Annotated in this window: 17 protein-coding genes and 1 pseudogene; all 18 read right to left on the bottom strand. The window is 50.8% G+C overall.

From position 1 onward, the window contains the following. Positions 1 to 1,591 (bottom strand): annotated as a pseudogene (locus AC14M5_RS06245) (V-type ATP synthase subunit A); the annotation flags it as partial. Beyond that, positions 1,588 to 2,199, bottom strand: coding sequence for a V-type ATP synthase subunit E (locus tag AC14M5_RS06240; protein WP_484028780.1), 612 nt, complete (start codon positions 2,197 to 2,199; stop codon positions 1,588 to 1,590). The pseudogene AC14M5_RS06245 and the gene AC14M5_RS06240, both read right to left, overlap by 4 nt. A gap of 49 nt (positions 2,200 to 2,248) precedes the next feature. Continuing rightward, the gene (locus tag AC14M5_RS06235; RefSeq protein WP_484028779.1) at positions 2,249 to 2,554 is read right to left on the bottom strand and encodes a V-type ATP synthase subunit F; all 306 of its coding nucleotides are present in this window, start codon (positions 2,552 to 2,554) and stop codon (positions 2,249 to 2,251) included. A 26-nt stretch (positions 2,555 to 2,580) separates the two neighbouring features. After that, positions 2,581 to 3,012, bottom strand: a complete 432-nt coding sequence (locus tag AC14M5_RS06230) for an ATP synthase subunit C (protein ID WP_484028778.1) — start codon at positions 3,010 to 3,012, stop codon at positions 2,581 to 2,583. Between the two features lie 65 nt (positions 3,013 to 3,077). After that, on the bottom strand, positions 3,078 to 5,087 hold the full coding sequence (locus AC14M5_RS06225) for a V-type ATP synthase subunit I (protein ID WP_484028777.1): 2,010 nt from the start codon (positions 5,085 to 5,087) through the stop codon (positions 3,078 to 3,080). 34 nt (positions 5,088 to 5,121) lie between these two features. Then, positions 5,122 to 6,207 carry a V-type ATPase subunit gene (locus AC14M5_RS06220; RefSeq protein WP_484028776.1) on the bottom strand — a complete coding sequence of 362 codons (1,086 nt, stop codon included), beginning with the start codon at positions 6,205 to 6,207 and terminating at the stop codon, positions 5,122 to 5,124. A 2-nt stretch (positions 6,208 to 6,209) separates the two neighbouring features. Continuing rightward, on the bottom strand, positions 6,210 to 6,521 hold the full coding sequence (locus tag AC14M5_RS06215; RefSeq protein WP_484028775.1) for a hypothetical protein: 312 nt from the start codon (positions 6,519 to 6,521) through the stop codon (positions 6,210 to 6,212). Positions 6,522 to 6,718: 197 nt separating this feature from the next. Further along, positions 6,719 to 7,453, bottom strand: coding sequence for a F0F1 ATP synthase subunit B (atpF, locus tag AC14M5_RS06210; RefSeq protein ID WP_484028774.1), 735 nt, complete (start codon positions 7,451 to 7,453; stop codon positions 6,719 to 6,721). An 18-nt stretch (positions 7,454 to 7,471) separates the two neighbouring features. Continuing rightward, a complete protein-coding gene (gene atpE / locus AC14M5_RS06205; protein WP_116717908.1) occupies positions 7,472 to 7,711 on the bottom strand; it encodes an ATP synthase F0 subunit C in 240 nt (79 codons plus the stop codon). A 33-nt stretch (positions 7,712 to 7,744) separates the two neighbouring features. Then, positions 7,745 to 8,758 (bottom strand): F0F1 ATP synthase subunit A, encoded by a 1,014-nt coding sequence (gene atpB, locus AC14M5_RS06200; RefSeq protein WP_484028773.1) that lies wholly within the window; start codon positions 8,756 to 8,758, stop codon positions 7,745 to 7,747. 9 nt (positions 8,759 to 8,767) lie between these two features. Beyond that, positions 8,768 to 9,013, bottom strand: a complete 246-nt coding sequence (locus AC14M5_RS06195; RefSeq protein ID WP_484028772.1) for an AtpZ/AtpI family protein — start codon at positions 9,011 to 9,013, stop codon at positions 8,768 to 8,770. Between the two features lie 257 nt (positions 9,014 to 9,270). After that, on the bottom strand, positions 9,271 to 10,719 hold the full coding sequence (locus AC14M5_RS06190; protein WP_484028771.1) for an NADH-quinone oxidoreductase subunit N: 1,449 nt from the start codon (positions 10,717 to 10,719) through the stop codon (positions 9,271 to 9,273). Continuing rightward, positions 10,719 to 12,236 carry a complex I subunit 4 family protein gene (locus AC14M5_RS06185; protein WP_484028770.1) on the bottom strand — a complete coding sequence of 506 codons (1,518 nt, stop codon included), beginning with the start codon at positions 12,234 to 12,236 and terminating at the stop codon, positions 10,719 to 10,721. The genes AC14M5_RS06190 and AC14M5_RS06185 overlap by 1 nt, the downstream gene beginning before the upstream one ends. A gap of 63 nt (positions 12,237 to 12,299) precedes the next feature. Beyond that, positions 12,300 to 13,823, bottom strand: coding sequence for a complex I subunit 4 family protein (locus tag AC14M5_RS06180; protein ID WP_484028769.1), 1,524 nt, complete (start codon positions 13,821 to 13,823; stop codon positions 12,300 to 12,302). 12 nt (positions 13,824 to 13,835) lie between these two features. After that, entirely contained in the window at positions 13,836 to 15,977 is a 2,142-nt protein-coding gene (gene nuoL, locus AC14M5_RS06175) for an NADH-quinone oxidoreductase subunit L (protein WP_484028768.1), read from the bottom strand. A gap of 63 nt (positions 15,978 to 16,040) precedes the next feature. Continuing rightward, positions 16,041 to 16,349 carry an NADH-quinone oxidoreductase subunit NuoK gene (gene nuoK / locus AC14M5_RS06170; RefSeq protein ID WP_484028767.1) on the bottom strand — a complete coding sequence of 103 codons (309 nt, stop codon included), beginning with the start codon at positions 16,347 to 16,349 and terminating at the stop codon, positions 16,041 to 16,043. Positions 16,350 to 16,360: 11 nt separating this feature from the next. Beyond that, complete coding sequence (locus AC14M5_RS06165) at positions 16,361 to 16,870, bottom strand: NADH-quinone oxidoreductase subunit J family protein (protein WP_484028766.1); 510 nt, start codon at positions 16,868 to 16,870, stop codon at positions 16,361 to 16,363. Positions 16,871 to 16,885: 15 nt separating this feature from the next. Beyond that, positions 16,886 to 18,079, bottom strand: a complete 1,194-nt coding sequence (locus AC14M5_RS06160; protein ID WP_484028765.1) for a complex I subunit 1/NuoH family protein — start codon at positions 18,077 to 18,079, stop codon at positions 16,886 to 16,888. Between the last annotated feature and the right edge of the window lie 75 nt (positions 18,080 to 18,154).

Below are 18,154 nucleotides of genomic sequence, written 5' to 3'. Positions count from 1 at the left end.
GTTCGTGGAAGTACAACACGAGCTCAAGCATGCGGATCTGTTTTTCCACCGATGAAAACGCATCCACGGTCTAGGTTGCATTTTGCTGCAAAAGACCTTCGCGGATGAGGCGCGTGGTTTCGAGCACCATGCGCTCAGTATACGGAAGTGCATCGGGGCCGACCAACTTTACGATCTGAGAAAGTCGACTCTCTTCGCTCAACAATTCCATCGCGCGGTTGCGCATGGTGAGCCAATCTTTGCCGGTCTTTTCGCGCCACCACCCGGCTACGTCTTCGAGATATTCGCTGTAACTATCCAGCCAGTTAATGGCCGGGAAGTGACGGGCCGATGCAAGCGATTTATCCAACGCCCAGAAACAGCGGATGAAACGTTTCGTGTGCTGTGTCACAGGCTCTGAGAAGTCACCGCCAGGAGGAGAAACCGCTCCCACAATGGAAACCGAACCTTGTGTGTCGTTCAAATTGTTAACGTAACCAGCGCGTTCGTAAAATTCGGCGAGACGGCCAGCCAAATAAGCAGGATAGCCTTCCTCAGCCGGCATTTCTTCGAGACGACCGGAGACTTCACGCAAAGCTTCCGCCCAACGGGATGTTGAATCAGCCATCAACGCAACGTGATAGCCCATGTCGCGGTAATACTCCGCGATGGTGATGCCGGTGTAGATGCTGGCTTCACGCGCGGCAACCGGCATGTTGGAGGTATTCGCTATCAGCACGGTGCGTTCCATTAATGGCCGACCAGTTCGCGGGTCGACAAGATGCGGGAATTCCTGCAACACTTCGGTCATTTCGTTGCCGCGTTCGCCGCATCCGATATAGACGATGATCTCTGCATCCGCCCATTTGGCGATGCTATGTTGGGTCACGGTCTTGCCCGAACCAAACGGACCAGGGATACCTGCCGCGCCGCCCTTGGCAACAGGGAAAAATGTATCGAGAATTCTTTGACCAGTGATCAACGGAATGTTTGCGGGGCGCCGATTAGTAAATGGCCGCGCGCGGCGGACAGGCCAGCGCTGAAGCATGGCGACGGACTTTTCTTCCTTGCCCATCTTCAACTTGGCAATAGAGTCAGCAACCGTATATTCGCCGACAGGAGCAACCCAGGTGATTGTGCCAGAGTCGTCAGGGTTAAGCATAACGCGATGCTCGAGTGTTTCAGTTTCCATCACAACACCGAGGATCGCACCGCCTTTGACTACATCACCTGCTTTGACTTTGGGTGTGAACTTCCATTTCTTTTCGCGGCTGATCGAATCGAAATGTGCACCGCGGTTGATGAAGGAACCCATCGCCTCTTCGATCAACGGAAGCGGGCGCTGCACACCATCATAAATACTTTGGATCAAGCCCGGCCCCAATTCCACAGAGAGCGGCAAACCCGTGCCAAAGACTGGCGCGCCGGTCTGCATGCCTGCGGTTTCTTCGTAGACCTGGATCGTCATCTGATCGCCTTTGAGTCCGATCACCTCACCCACCAGCCGGTCTTCACCCACCTGGACGAGCTCAAGCATGCCTACATGGCGGGATCCACGGGCGCGCACAACGGGGCCGCTGATCCAGGTTATCGTTCCTACTTGATCGCTCATACCTTTTCTCCCATCAGCAACTTATAAACGGAGGAACGCAGGGAACCTTGCAAGCGGCTCAAACGGGTTTCAAACGTATTATCGTAATGCAGTTTGCCACTGGCCGCGCTCACTACAACTCCCGTGCCATCCTCAAGTTTTTCGCCGAATTTAAATTTGCCATTCAATTCTTTGGAGAGATCATCCAGTTTCAACGCTTTTTGCGTCGCTTCATCCGCGCGGACTTCGGCTTCGGTCGCGTTTAATTGAGACAGCGCCTCACGGGCCAGCATTGCTGCAATTGTGCCGTAGTCCGGGCGTTTCTTCACAGCATCCAACTGCTTGCGGACTTCGTCAAACACTTCGTTTAATATTTTCTCGCGTTGTTCCAATTGCATGGAACGCGCCTTCAGTTGGGATGTGGCAGACGACTGACTGCGAAGACGATCCGCATCCTCTTTGGCCCGGGCCAGGATCGCCTTTCGTTCGGACGCCGCTTGTTCCTGCGCGCGCTTCCGAATGACTTCTGCCCTCTCCTGGGCCTCGGCATGTAACCGCTCCGCTTCATGCCGCGCTTCCATCATAATGGCTCGCGCCAGTAATTCGATATCTTCCGCTTCAGTTTTCATAGCGCTCAATCCAATCTTTCTCCTTGGTTCGAATACCAGCAGGAAAGGATTACAACTTGATCCCGATCGCTCGAAGGACAATATCGCCAAGCGAAGGCTGTCCTTCCGGAACGCCGCTGCGAGAGGGAATCTCAACCACCAACGGGACTGTGCTCCGCAGGTTTAAATGTTCCATGCGTGCTGGAATTAACTCAGCCACATCCTGTGTAACAAGCACAATGCCAATATCCTTGTTGGCTTGTGCTTCATCCAATGCCTGGTTGACCTCGTCAGCGGTGGTGGCGACCCTGCCCCCCACACCTGCCAGCGAAAAACCGAGCACCGCATCAGGATGGCCGATGACCAGAATTTTCATATCCTATCCTTATGCTCTCGAGTCGCTTAAGGAAGAACGAGGAACGAAATGATCAAGCCATAAATGGCGATACCTTCTGAAAGACCCACAAAGATCAGGGCACGACCAAAAGATTCGGGCTTCTCAGCCGTGGCACCCACCGCCGCTGCGCCAGAGCCGCCCACCGCGATACCTGCACCAATACAAGCCAAACCAGTGGAAAGGGCCGCCGCAAGGGTCGCATATTGATCCACCACAGCTTCTTGGGCAGCACCGGCCGCAAACGCAGAAGTTGGCGAAGCGAGCCAGACCACAGCCAGTCCCGCGGCGAACATGCCAACCAGGAAATTAAATCCGGTGAAGCCTTTGACGATGCGGGAAACCGCCTGAGCGGGACTGGTCTTACCGTTTTGGAGCAAGAAGACAACAGCAGGAATTACCGGGATCATACCAACCAGGACAGCAAATACTAAAAACATTGTTTATCTCCTTATTAGATAGATGAATATTTCTTTTTGGATGAATTTGACAAATGATTCAAAGTTCAGGGCTTCGCCTCCTCTTGCGAGGGATTCAACTTGAGCGGTTCGAATTGCATACCGCCGCCATGGAAGAACTTGCCCAGAATTTCGTAGTAATGCAAACGCATGGTCTGGATGTAGACAATGAGCCCTTCAAAACCGACAATGAAAATATTACCGATAAGAATTGTTATCCAGAATCCAAGCGTCGGTTCTTCGCCCGCCAAAGAGAAGATGGCGAGGCTAAGGCCGCCATGCGCCACGGCAAATGCACCTACACGGACGAATGACAGCGTATTGCTCAACATACTAATGGTAGTCTCAAAAAGATCCATGAACGATTGGACAAGGAACATTGCAAATCCGCCAAAACCCTTGCCTTCGATCAAAGTATGCCCCTCGACCATGTTCCTGAAAAAGCCTGAGAACATGACCAACACTCCAAAGATGCCTGCCAGCAATGGGAACGGAAGTGGGAGCGAATTAATTGCCACAGCCACTTTCGGTGCGATCGCCGTATCACCAAGAAAACCACCAAGTAAAGCAAGGAAGCAAACGTAAAAGATCAATGCCACCACACCCGTATGACCAAACCAAAAATGTGCCCAGTCCCTGGAGCGGATGTTATTGAACAACCCAAGCAGATATCCGAAAAGCAATATGATAATGCCCGCGTCAATTGCAAACCCAAGAATGGTTAGGATGTTTTCAAGAGGGCTCATCCACACTGGTTCGAAGTGGAAGTGAAGGTATTCCTCGATCTGGTGGCCTTCAAACCCGAAAATACTTCCGTATAAATACCCGAAAATCGCCGCCGACACACCGCAATACACGAGAAGAAGACCAAGGCTTTGCAAGCCTTTCATGAATATCTTGTTGTGGGCAAGAATGCCGACGAGCACCAAAACCAGGCCCTGACCCAAATCTCCGAACATCGCGCCGTACAAAACCGGGAAGGTCAATGCCATTAAAAGGGTTGGATCGATTTCACCATAACTGGGACGCCCGAAAGTAGTGACCAAATCCTGAATGGGTTTTAGCCATTTGTTATTGGTCAGCGCCACAGGGACATTGGCATGATGTCCCGAGCGACTGGTTGCAATTGTCTCGATCAAAATTTCGCGCGAGGCTTCCTTGAGGCGTGCCGTCAGGTCTCCCAAATCCGCCGTCGGCACCCACCCCACCACAACGTAGGTGTGACGCAATTGCCCAAAGCGGACAATTGCGTCAGCCATGACGCGGCTGATGTGAACATCCCACAGCAATTTCTGTAATTCGTTTTTATACGAGGCACCCTGTTTGGCAAGCTCTGCCTCCAGACCCGAAATCTTCTGCTTCGACGATTCGATTTCCTTCCTCAACATCGCGGTGATCTGCTCGGGCGTGCCACTAAATTCCTCGGGCAGGCTCAACGGGTTAAGATAGGCACTCTTCGCGGCGCGCTCCAGGACATCCGAATTGCTCCTCGGCCCTAAAATCCAAACAACGGGTTTTTGAGTATCCTCACGCAGGATAAAAAACACATGCGGAACCCTTAGGAGGCTGGTTCTCAACCTACTGATGTTTGCAGCAGGAACAATTCCCAATATGGAATACATAAAAGACGAGTTGGTCAATGCCCCCACTTCCACGTTGACATCGGCAATTGGCTCCAACTGACGCAGTTGACTCTCCAATAATTCGAGCCGCTTCTTTTCACCCGATAACTGGTCGCTGACCCTTCTAACATCTTCATCGATCCGGTCCACCACCGAGCGGGTCACATCCAGATCAACCATCGTGTCGATTCCAGGTTTGGCAGGGTATTCCTCGGCAAGCCCGACATTCTGCATGATGGTTTGAATGCGGCGCTCCAGAGCCGAATATGCCCCGGCTGTCTCCTGCCATGTGTTCTGTCCCAGGCCTTCAACCCCCAGATTAGCGCTATCAACTTGATGAAACACGCCATACCCGCTTAATGCCCTTGTTACAGCTACAAGGTCCTTGGAGGGTACTATCAATTCTACTTCGGACATTTGCTTCGGAAATAACATGACAACTCCATTAATTGCGAAAGTGGGATGGCGATTAGTGTGTCAAAGTTGTTTTCAATAACAACGGTCGGAAATCTTCATCCTTGAGTTTGGAGGATTTGGCCTCGATCAAAACAACCAGGTCCTGAATTTCAAAATCGCTGAGCAGCAGATACGCCAACGGAAGCCCGATATGGAACGGATCGCCAATGAACGCCGCGACGCATCGACGCATCACCTGTTGCTTGAGCAAATGCTCCAATTTGGGCAGGCCTGATTCGGGATGATCAAGAAGCTCACTCACATGAGAAATATCTGGATAGATGCGCGAAATGATCGCGGCAATATCCGCTCCCGCGGCGATGGCACGCACATCTTCATCCCGCACGTGGTAACCGAACGGCAGGGTGTAATTGATTAATTCTTCCTCTGAAAGATTGTGATAAATCTTATAGCGGATGACCCACATCAAATTGTTCAAGTCTAGCAGGGAACCGATGATCTTCAAACCCATTTCCCGGTCCTTGCCGGATAACTTTTTGGCTTCAGCCCACAAACGACGCCAGTAATTGAGGTCGAGAGCCACTTCCAACGGAAACAGATTTTGCTCGGTGGAAAAGCGTTTCATTGCAAACGACATGGTCGCTTCGTAGGGCGAACCACGCAACAGTTCGACCGCTGCGACTACGCTTCCCGATTCCACCATTGCCTGGGCAGGGATGGTGGAAAATGAACCAAAAGGGAACAGCACCTCGCGCACACGATCCCACGGGGCAAGGTCGGAATTCCATGATGAAACGGTTTGAATGCTTCGCAATACAGCCTTGAGATTCCCCACTTCAAAATAACGAAAGAGTTGCCGAACCAGAGAGCGCGTCTGCTCTGGGGCTTGCTGAACAACGCTGGAATAAGAGTCTGACAGCCTGTTCCTAATTTGTAAAATGACGCGACGCGGCGTCAATTCATTGTCTTTGAGCCCCGATAGGTATTTTCCGTATGGCGTGTTTTTCAAAGCGCTGACGAGCGCGGAAAAATCGGGTGAGTCGCTCAGGCGGGTTATATCCTGCGGGGTGAGCAAATCGGAGTACATCGCCCGCACCCGTGTGCTGATCGCTGCGTAACCGGAAACGCCGCTCGCCATGATTAAGCCCTGCCGATAACACGTTCCAAAACGAAGGCAACTGCCTTATCGAAGTTCTTTTTTGCAGACGCTTCGAATTCACTGTTCACAGAGACCTCGTCCACAGCAACTTGAGCGGACGCATCATTTGGCTGCGCGGCTGCAATCAGTTTGCGGGCCTCTTCATCGGCATCGGCCCTTGCTTTCGCAATTATTGCCTGCGCCTCCTGCTCGGCTTTGGCAGGGATCTCCTGCGCGTCACGACGGGCTTTTTCCTGAACTTCTTGCGCTTGCTTCTCGATCTCAAGTACCTGCTGAATGTGCTTCTCGTTCATAACGGCCTCACCTCATGAGTACTTACGGATATTTAACGTCCGCTATTGTACAGGAGAAACACCGGACAAACAAGGTCTAAATTCACGTTAATAAAAAATCGTACAATCAAGGCTTTTTCAGTGAAGTGATTAATAAAAGAGTCCTGGCAAACTTACTGCCAGAACTCTTCATCTGTATTCTTATTTTTATTAATTGCTTACTTTAAACTCTGGCGAAGTCCTTCAAGTTTGCCAGCTACAGAGCCATCAAGCACCTTATCACCAACTTTGATAACCAGACCGCCAAGAATGGACGGGTCCACGCGGAAGGCAACATCTTTCGCCCCAACTTTCTTGAGGACAGTCTTCTTAACAGTATCCTGTTCTTCATCGTTGAGCGGTAAGGCGCTGGTGATTTCAGCAGATTCGCCCTTGAAATCAGCATCATCAAGAACAATCACTTTGCCAGATTTAACACCCGAGAAGAATTCATCGATCAGTACATGCTGCTTTTTCTCGTCAAGTGCTTCGCCAACCAGTTTGTTGGCTGCCGCAAGTGCAAGTGCGGCTACCTGACCACGCAAGTCACCCAGAATACGATTGCGCTCAGTCTCAGCTTCAGCCATCGCGGATTCACGAGCTTTTGCAGCTTCAGCTTCGGCGGCGGCTTTTACATCTTTACCTGCGGATGTGGCGCGTTCAGTCGCCTCGCGGACAACCTTGCCAGCTTCGGCTTGCGCAGCGGCAAGAATTTTTGCAGCGTCTTTCTCAGCATCTGCGCGGGCTTCTGCGGCAATGCGGGCATCTTCCAGACCCTGCGCGATCTTATTCCTTCGCGTCTCCATCATGTCCAGCATGGGTTTGTATACCCACGCGTTCAATGTCAACAAGACAATGATGAACGCAATAATTTGAACAATGAGAAAACCGGGACTAATACCAAGTGCTTCCATGTTTCTTTGCTCCTATAACTACACAACTTTGAAGAGCATCAGAAATGCGATCACCAGACAGTAGATCGCGATCGCTTCAGAGAACGCGATGCCCAGAATCATGTTGGTCAGCAAGTTACCGTATGTATCAGGGTTGCGAGCCATACCCGTGAGTGCACCCTGCACACTCAGACCAATACCCACACCAGCGCCTGCAGCGCCGATCATCGCCAAGCCTGCGCCCACGTAGCGCATTGCATCCAGAATATTTCCTTCCATGGTTCAATTCTCCTTAAGAATTATTAGATTAATTTATATTTCGTGAGCTTCAGTATGCGCTTCTGCGTGATCTTCGCCGCCATGGCCCTGTGTGGCTTGCGCCATAAAGACCATGGTCAGCATACCAAACACGAACGCCTGAATAATGCCAACGAACAGTTCAAACATCATGATCATCGCAGGCAGGATGGAAATCCGTCCCAACAAGCCAGCGACAATGGCTACCAACACGATACCCGCAAACATGTTACCGAAGAGACGGAAGGCAAACGAGAGTATCTTTGAAAGTTCAGAGATCAACTCAAGCAAACCGACCAAAAAGTCCATCGCACCAAAGAATGGAACCTGGAACATGCGGCGAGTATTGAAGAACTTGCTCAAATAACCAAGTCCCTGTGCGCGGAAGCCGATAAATTGAATCGCTACGACGGCAACAATAGCCAATGAAGCAGTGAAGTTCAAATCCACAGAAATGCCACGGAAGAATGGGGCAAGAATGTAACCGCCTTCTTCTACTTTGGCAGGCATAAGACTCGACCAATTACCAAAGAGAGGAGCAATCGCGTGCCCTTCCCCATGCGCAGGGTGTAAAACACCGATCGACTCAAAGCCAGGGATCAACTTGAGCAGGTTCGCAAACAACACGTAAATCATGATCGTTGCAAACCAGGGGAAGATGGCCCTCGCCCATTTTGTGCCGGCAGAACCTTCTGTAAGGTTATAAAGCACTTCAAGAATGCCTTCCACCACATTGCCAATTCCACGCGGAACAAGATCTGTTTTTTGGCTTTTCTTCAATGAGCGGTTCGTGAAAAATGCAATCACACCCAACAGAACAAGAGTCACTGCCAGCGTGGGCATTGTATTCACAAAATACAGTGGACCCAAGCCGAGGAAATTCTCGACAATTGGCTCCTCAATTAATTTTTCGGCGGCAACAGCGATCTCAGGCTGAACAGGGACAAAAATCCCGCCCAGAATAAAACCAACGATCATCAACACTAGAACAATCCAGCGCCGCCACGGGGTACGTTTTTGGGTCTCCAAGCCCGCCTCCTAAGCAGTATTTTTTTTCTCTTCGGTCTCGTATTTTTCCTTCAACCGCGCCAGCGCTTTTCGCGAGACGTAGAGCATCAGGACCACCGAAAGAGGGATTCCAGCAAACAACAACACCAGCGTAAAAACTGGTTTCGTCCCAAACATATTATCAAGCCACAACCCACCAAAAACAGAGGCCAGAATAACAGCCAGGGTCAAACAACCTACCTGTCCGATCACAACGATCAGCAGGGTACTTACCATATTTTGACGATTATTATCCGATTGTGCCATGTCGCACGATTATAACTGACAGGTCAAAGGGCTGTCAAACGGAAATCATCTTTGCGATTTCCTGCACAATGTAGATTTCTCAACACTGTAAACTGACCCCGCCAAATCAGCGTGTCGCCCTCTCTCAACGCCTCTTTCTTGACCTTTAGCCTGCTTCTGCCTTCGAAGTCACCTCTGGAATCTGACAGCTTGCTGTCTGTGCAGGAGCAAGTTCCTGCACTCCAGAATTAATACAAATTCAAGGCTGCCGCGTCAGACCAGCTAAACCAGGGTGCAAATACAGTTCCGATCAATATCACGCCGATCACCAGGACAACGAGCGCAATTGCATATGGACGTGTCAACGGTACGGGATGTTGATCTTCATCCTCGCCAGGCATACGATACAGATATACAAATTTCATCGCATTGAGGTAGTAGTACACACCAATGATCGAGTTGATGATGCCCACGATGACCAGCCATGTATAACCAGCCTGGACACCTGCCGCAAAGACGAAGACCTTCGCTACAAATCCACCGAACGGAGGCATACCCGCCAGCGAAAGGAATGCAGCAAGCATCATCAATGCCATGAAGGGATTGCGTCGGCTTAGGCCTGCATAATCGCTAAGTTCCTCCAACCCGGTGATGCGGCTGAATGCCATCACAATACCGAAGGCCAACAGGTTTGTGGCAATATACGCCGCGAGGTAGAAGACCACACTCGCCGCGCCAAGTTGACTGAACGCCACCACACCGATCAGTGCATACCCTGCATGTGCAACGGATGAATATGCGATCAGGCGTTTAATGTTTGTTTGTGGAAGCGCAAGCAGGTTACCCACCGTCATGGTGATCGCCGAAATCACAGCCAGGATCAAGGTCCACGAGGGGGCGAATTCTGGGAAAGCCACGAAAAACAAACGGACAACTACTGCAAAACCCGCGGCCTTGGATGCTGTGGAGAGAAAGCCTGCCACCGGAGTCGGCGAGCCTTGATATACATCAGGTGCCCAAAAGTGGAAGGGAACAATAGCGGCTTTGAAACCAAGCCCAACAGTGATAAGGGTTAACACTGCGAATGCGAGCAATGGCGAAATTGTGCCAGTTGTAAATAGTTCAGCAATCTTATATAGGTCAGTTGTGCCGGAGAAACCAAAAACCAGGCTGAAGCCGTACAGCATAATGGTGGAAGCCAGAGTACCAAATAAGAGGTACTTGAAGCCGCCTTCCGTGGAGCGTTCGTCTGCGAGCAGAAAGCCAGCCAGCACGTAGAGCGGAATCGATGCGGTCTCAATCGCCAGGTAGAGCATGATCAGGTCGGAGGAAACAGCCATCAGGTTCATGCCGAGAAGCGAGGCGAGAAGCAGAAGATATGCCTCGCCACGGTGTCCCGCCTTTTCGTGATCCATCAAAAGGAGGGCTGTCACTGCGGCTGCGAACATGAACAGAAGCTTGAAGAAAAATCCCAGCCAGTCAAAGCGAATCATGCCGCCCAGTACAGATGTCGGTTCGCCAGGCTGGCTAAACAATAGGCTGATAATGATCGCGAGGAAGAGGCCTCCCGCAGTAAGCCAACCTGCATTGCGCCGTTGGTCTTCCTTCCAAAATGGTTCAACCACGAGGATCAAGATGCCAATGACAAGGATCAAAATTTCAGGGAGGATGGAAGCGAAAATTTGTGAAGTAAACATTATGCACCTCCCAACAAGCGCATGATATTCTCAACGCCTCTTTCCACCATGGGAACCATAATGGATGGGAACAAGCCAATAACGATCATGAAGAGGCAGAGCGTGGTAATTGCGATTTTGTCCAAGACAGTAATATCCGTGATGTGATGTTCAGCGATTTTTTCAGGCATGGGACTAAAAAACACCTGTCTAATATTTCGCATGATGTAAGCCGCAGTGATGATGATCGAAATGCTGGCAACGACAGCCACGAACCACTGTCTGCCCCATACGCCCATAAAGATGGGAAACTCCGCAACGAAGCCTGAGAAGCCAGGCATACCCATTGAGACCAGGCCGCCGATGATAAAGCCGATGGTGGCAAAAGGCATGATCTTGGCCATGCCCCCGAGTTCAGGGATTTGGCGGGTATGTGAACGGTCATAGATCATACCGGTGATGGCAAAGAAGAGAGCCGTCATGACACCGTGGGAAAACATCTGTACGCCCGCACCAAGCAGGCCATTATGATTGAGCGTGGAAATTCCGAGCATTACAAGGCCCATGTGCGAAACGGATGAAAAGCCAATCATATATTTCAAGTCAGGTTGGACAAAGGCAATGTATGCGCCATAAACCACCGCGATTGCAGCAAATGCCATGATCAGCCACGACCACTGCTGCGCACCCACGGGCAGCAGCATGACGCCCACGCGTAAGGCGGCGAACGCACCAAGCTTCATCAACACGCCCGCATGGAACATGGAAACAGCCGTTGGTGCGGCCACGTGACCATCTGGCGACCAGTTATGGAAAGGCCAGATGCCACCCAATACCGCAAAGCCGAGGAAGACAGGCAGGAACCAGATATATTGGAAAGTTGACGAGAAGCCCGCGCTTTCCATAGTGAGCATGTCAAATGAAAGCACACCTGTGTTTTGATATTGCGTCCAGTACATAACTAGGACGCCGACCAAGGCAACTACGGAGCCAATAAACAGGTATAGTGTCAACTTCATGGCTGCGTACTCGCGAGTCCTTACCCAGCCCCAAATGGCGATAAGCAGGTACATCGGGAATACCGCGATCTCATAGAAGAAGAACAACATGAACAAGTCCAGCGAGACAAATACACCAAACACTCCGCCCGCTAGCACAAAGAGGAAGGCGAAGAATTCACGCGGACGGTCTTGAATACCAGCCATGACGTGCTTATCATCATCACCCCAGGAAATCAGAACACCCGTGAACATGACGATGCCCGTTAGCAATACGAGCGGAGCGCTCATACCGTCCACACCAAATTTCAGGCTGATACCGAGCGCGGGGAGCCAGTTGTATTGCTCGATGAATTGATAACCCGTCATAGCACCCAGCAGGTATTGCAGATAGACCCAGCCTGAAAGCAGGAGGTCAATGATGGCCGCTCCGAGCGCAACGGCACGGGTTTCATTCTTCCGTTCGGCAGGCAGCATCAAGATAATGACGCCTGCAACAAAAGGGAGGAAAGTAATAATACTTAATATTGGAAAATTCATAATCACCTCGTATTGCATAATGCGTAATTCATGAGCCGTAATTTACGCATTACGAATTACGCATTAGAAGAGGGCTACCACAGCCTTGTTAATTACATCAAGGATCCACGCGGGCCAGATACCGATGACTAAAATCAAAATCATCAATGGAGCCATTACAAAAATCTCACGTGTTTTGATCTCGGCCAGTTTATGCTCGCCGTGCGCCCAATGCTCGTTCAGGGGGCCATGCAAAACTTTCATGATGCCTTTCAAGATGTAAGCGCCCGTGAAAAGCAAGCCAAGCATGGAAATGGCGGTGTAGATCGTAAGCACAGGGTATGAGCCCCGTACCACCATAAACTCGGAAACAAAGCCGTTGAGTCCGGGCAGGCCAAGCGACGCCATGGAAGTAAAGATCAAAATTCCACCGTAAATGGGAACCAGCGGAAACAATCCGCCAAAATCTTCAAGGTTGCGAGTGTGCGTGCGTTCATAAATCACACCCACCAGGAAGAACATGCCAGCCGCAGATAAGCCATGATTGAACATCTGCAAGACTGCACCACTCATGGCGATATGAGCATCGGCAGTGCCGGCGGCCAAGCCTGCTGCGGCGATACCGAGCACTACAAATCCCATATGGTTCACCGACGAGTAGGCAACAAGTCTCTTGAAGTCTGTCTGACCAAATGAGCCGAATGCACCAAAGACAATTGCGGCAACCGCAAGGAAAGCCAGCGCACCTGCGAATATCTTTGCTTCCACTGGATAAAGAGGAAGTACGAGCCTGAGGAAGCCATATGCGCCAAGTTTAAGAAGCACGCCAGCCAGGATCATTGAGCCGGCAGTTGGAGCTTCGGTATGCGCGTCCGGCAGCCAGGTGTGGAAAGGCCAGATGGGTACTTTGATGGCAAAGGCGATCACAAAGGCCCAGAATGCAATGGTTTTGACAGTATGCACAGACATTCCGAGCAGAATAGCACCAGGGTCAAGGGCATTCCAACGCTCATAGACGGTAATCAGGTCATAGGTCCCAAAAAGAACGCCAAGCAGTTGTATAGCGAGCAGCAGACCAAGCGATCCACCCATGGTGTAGATCATGAACTTGAGCGAAGCGTAATCCTTATTGGCACTTCCCCATTGATTGATGAGGAAGTACATTGGCACGAGACCGATCTCCCAAAAGACGAAGAAGATCAAAAGATCGAGCGCCATGAAAACGCCGAGCATACCTGTTTCCAGAAAGAGGAAGAGCATCATGTACGGCTTGACTCGGTCTGTAATACTGAACGAAGCAAGAATGGCAAGCGGCGTGAGCAATGTGGTCAGCAAAACCATCGAAAGAGAGATGCCATCCACGCCGAGGTGCAGAGATGAGTTCAGCGCTTCATACCAAACATGATTTTCCTGAAATTGAAAGCCTGTCTGATTCGGGTCAAAATTGCTCCATAACACAAGCGTGAGCACAAAAGGGATCAGGCTGGCTGCAAATGCAAACCAACGTAATAGTTTTGTTTCGCCGCCCGGCAGGAAAAGCATGATCAATGCCGCAATGGTCGGCAGGAATAAGATCAGGCTGAGGAGATTAGTATTGAGAAAATCCATTATGCGCTCCTACTACGCCAGCAGTAAAAAGTAAACGAGGCCGCCGACCACGAAGAGGACGACCAATGAAAGAATCAGGTACTGCTGGATACGACCCGTTTGAATTGGGCGAAGGTTTTTGCCGACCCACCAGGTGGCATCCGCGGAACCATCACCGAAGAAACGATTGATGACGGGCAGGTCAAAGTAATTGCGGATTACGGAACCAATTCCATCAGTGGCGGGGCCAAAAATATGCAGGATGCCATCGATGAAGCCTTTGTCCATCCACTTGGAGACAAAGACTTCGGAGAACCATACTGCGGGTTTGATAAAGAGGAAATCGTAGAGTTCATCGAAGTACCACTTATTCTTGAGCACACCAATCTGAAGTTTGTCTTCCGCGGGCGACCCCACATTACGATATGCAAGCCAGCCGAAGAATAAACCACCAAATGCTACGAATAAAGATGTCGCAAGTGGTTCCCATCGGAATTCCAACGATTCGGGATGTTCAGCCAATGTACCGCCCACGAATTCATGGAACCAGTTCGGCACGAGTCCGCCGAGGACTGGGAAATGTTCGGGGATGCCGACCCAGCCATAAGTCACAGCAAAGAACGCCAGCACAACGAGCGGAGCAGTCATCGTCCAGGGAGTCTCATGCGCGTGCTCGGCTTCCTTTGTGCGAGGTTCGCCGAGGAAGGTCAATGTAATCTGGCGCATGGTGTAGAAGGCGGTCAGGAATGCAGCGACTGCAAGAGTGATAAAGACCGCCAGGTGACCGTGACCAAACGCATCTGCAAGAATTTCATCCTTAGACCAGAAGCCCGCGGTGATGATCGGGAAGCCCGAAAGAGCAAAGCCGCCGATGAGGAAGGTCCAGAATGTGATTGGCATCTTCTTGCGAAGACCGCCCATGTTGAACATATCCTGCGGGTCAACTTTGTGGTCGCCAGTGTGAAGTACGCCATGTTCCATGCCGTGAATGACGGAACCAGAGCCAAGGAAAAGCAAAGCCTTGAAGAAGGCGTGGGTAATCAGATGGAAAACCGCGGCAACATATGCGCCAATACCAAGCGCAGCAATCATGAAGCCGAGTTGTGAAATTGTGGAATAAGCCAAAACACGTTTGATATCGTTTTGCGCAACAGCGATAGTTGCGGCAAAGATGGCCGTGAACGCGCCGATGAAGGCAACAACGGTCATCGTCTTCGGGTCAAGGCTGATGAGCGGGAACATACGTATGACGGCGTACACACCTGCCGACACCATCGTCGCCGCATGGATCATCGCGCTGACAGGGGTCGGGCCTTCCATCGCATCAGGCAGCCAGACATGCAAGGGGAACTGCGCCGATTTGCCAATTGTTCCAATGAAGAGCAATAAACCGATCAGCCCTGCGGCAGATAAACCAAATACACCTGTCGGGACAATCGAGAGTGTATGCAAAATTTCTTCAGTGAAAATTTCACGATAAGAAAGCGTTCCTGTAACACTATAAAGGAAGGCAATGCCCAGCAGCATGAACACATCGCCAATGCGTGTGGTCATGAAGGCTTTGACCGCCGCATTACGAGCAGACGGTTTGCCATACCAGAAACCGATCAATAAGTATGAGCACAGACCCATGATCTCCCAGCCCACAAAGAGTGTGAGCAGGTTATCTGAAACCACAAGAGTGTACATACCAAATGCAAACAAGCCGATAAAGGCAAAGAAACGCGAGTACATCGGCTCGACCGAAAGCACAGCATGTTTGTGACCAAGGTCATCTGTCACTGTTGCGCCATGCGGCTGCAGACCCGCATGATCGTGATCGCCTTCAGGCTGACCATAATTGTGATAACCAATGCTGTACACGAAGATCATTAACACAGTCCAAGCCACAAAGAACAAAACCACCGCAGAAAGCGGATCGATCAAAACGCCGATCTTCAACCAGGTCTCGCCTGTTGGCAGCCAATTGATCGAAGACTCAAACGGGTGCTCACCTAAATGTTCCACACCAAGCGCGCGCACGAAAACGATCATTGCTCCGAGCCACGAAAGGAAGGCTGCGCCCACAGCCACAGTATGACTGAGCGCCTTGTTCTTATTCGTGAACAGCACGATCAAAAAGAACGCAAGCACAGGCGGGAGGGGTATAAGCCATATCAGAATTTCTGTCGTCATCAAACCTCCGAAAAAACGCAATGCGTAATCCGTAATTTACGAATCACGAATTACGGATTACTTCTACCACTTCATCAAATCAAGGTCATTGGCAACCACCGTATTGCGGCGGCGATACACAGAAATGACCAAAGCCAGGCCAACGGAAACTTCCGCCGCGGCCACTGCAAACACGATGATGGCAAAGACCTGCCCTGCCATAGATGAAACATCGCCATAACGCCAGAAAGACACCAGGTTAATATTTACTGCGTTAAGCATTAATTCTACGCCGAGCAAAATCGCAACTGCGTTCCTGCGCACCAGCACACCAAACAAGCCAATGCTGAACAATGCCGCTGCAAGAATGAGATACCAGGAAAGAGGGATCATCTACTCGCCTCCTATTTCTTATTGAACGCGAGATATACCGCGCCCACCAACGCCGCCAACAGAAGGACGGACGCAACTTCAAACGGTAGGACGTAAGCATTGGGCGAGGTCAATTGGTCGCCAAGCAGACTGACCGCATCAAAACCAGACGGGATGGCTACTGCTGTTTTCGAGAGGCCGCTCCAACCTTGAAGCACAAAAGCCAATCCTGCGAAGACCATCACCGCCAGAAGCGCACCCAGCCACCAGTTCTTATTCATCTGTGGACCGCTATCGCGCAAATCCTTGCGAGTGAGCATCACTGCGAAGATGAAGAGAATGGCAATCGCGCCGATGTAAACCACCACCTGCACCACCGCTATGAAACCTGCATTCAGCAGAGTGTAGACAACTGCCACACCAAATAATGTGGACACCAGCCAAAGAGCCGCGTGTACAAGGTTATGCGTCGTCACCACCATCAGCCCGGAGCCGAGGGTGAAGAGAGCAACAATCAGAAAAATAATTTGTTCGCCAGTCATGTTAGATCATCCCAATTATTGATGGGCCTCCGCAACTTTCTTAAGACCCTCAACGCGTTCGCGTTCTTTGCGCGAAACGGAGCGTGCGATCTCCAGCGCGATCCAACCAACCACTACATTAGACAGGAACATGCCGGTGATGTAGAGCCAGCTATCGGCGCCGCGCAGAAGCGTATTCATCAACGCGGTCATCAGCAAAAGCGTAAACGAAAGCGGTGTGAGGAATTTCCAATTAAAGCCAAGCATCTGATCGATACGAATGCGCATCATCGTGTACTTGACCCACATGATGACCCAATACCCGATCATCGCTTTGATCACCAAGATCAGAATTGCCAGGAAGGGGCTGACTTGTTCCAGGCCGAAGAAACGATAACCGCCAAAGAACAGGATGGCCCAGAAACCACCGAAGGTAAAGGCATGCAGCAACTCGCCCGCGTAAAACATGCCGAACTTCATGCCCGAATATTCAATATTGAAACCAGCCACCAATTCAGATTCACCTTCAGCGAGATCGAACGGGGCACGTCCCAACTCGGCAATCGCAGCGATCAGGAAAATCAATGCGCCAAGCGGAGAAATGATGAAATACCAAATGTTCTGCGACTCGATGATGTCGTTCATATTCATCGAACCTGCAAAAATCACGGGGATCATCAACATGGTGAGCATGGGGATTTCAAACGCCACCATCACAGCCACCTGACGAAACCCGCCGATCAGCGCAAATTTGTTATTCGATGACCAGCCCGCCATGATAATGGAAAGAGTTCCGATTGCGCCTGCAGCGATCAGGAACAACACGCCGACATTCAAGTCCACGCCGAGCATGACGGGAGCGAGCGGCACAACCGCCCACAAAATTAATACAGACATCATGGAGAGAATGGGCGCAAGGTTGTACACCACTTTATCTGCGCCATCGGGGGTTGTATCTTCCTTAATAATAAGTTTGATGATGTCGGCAAAAGGTTGTATCAGACCATAAGGCCCTACACGATTTGGGCCGATACGGTCTTGAAAACGGGAAACCACTTTTCGCTCGATCCATACCAGGAAAATATCCAGCACCATCAAGATCGTGATGAGCAGGAGTACGCCGAGGAATACAACCAGCACATGAGCCAGGACAGCGTCCAGGCCCCAGCCCGTGAGTATGCCTTCCAGCCAAAGCGCGGCGACTTTAAGAGGGTCATTCCAAAAATTCATAAATCGCTCCTGTTTTCCCTCACCCCATCCCCTCTCCCATTTTGGGAGAGGGGCGCAGGGGTGAGGGGGTTTTTC

The sequence above is a fragment of the Candidatus Villigracilis sp. genome (assembly GCF_057083605.1).
Note: the sequence above shows the minus strand (reverse complement) of the source record. Positions and strands in the feature narration are given on the sequence as shown.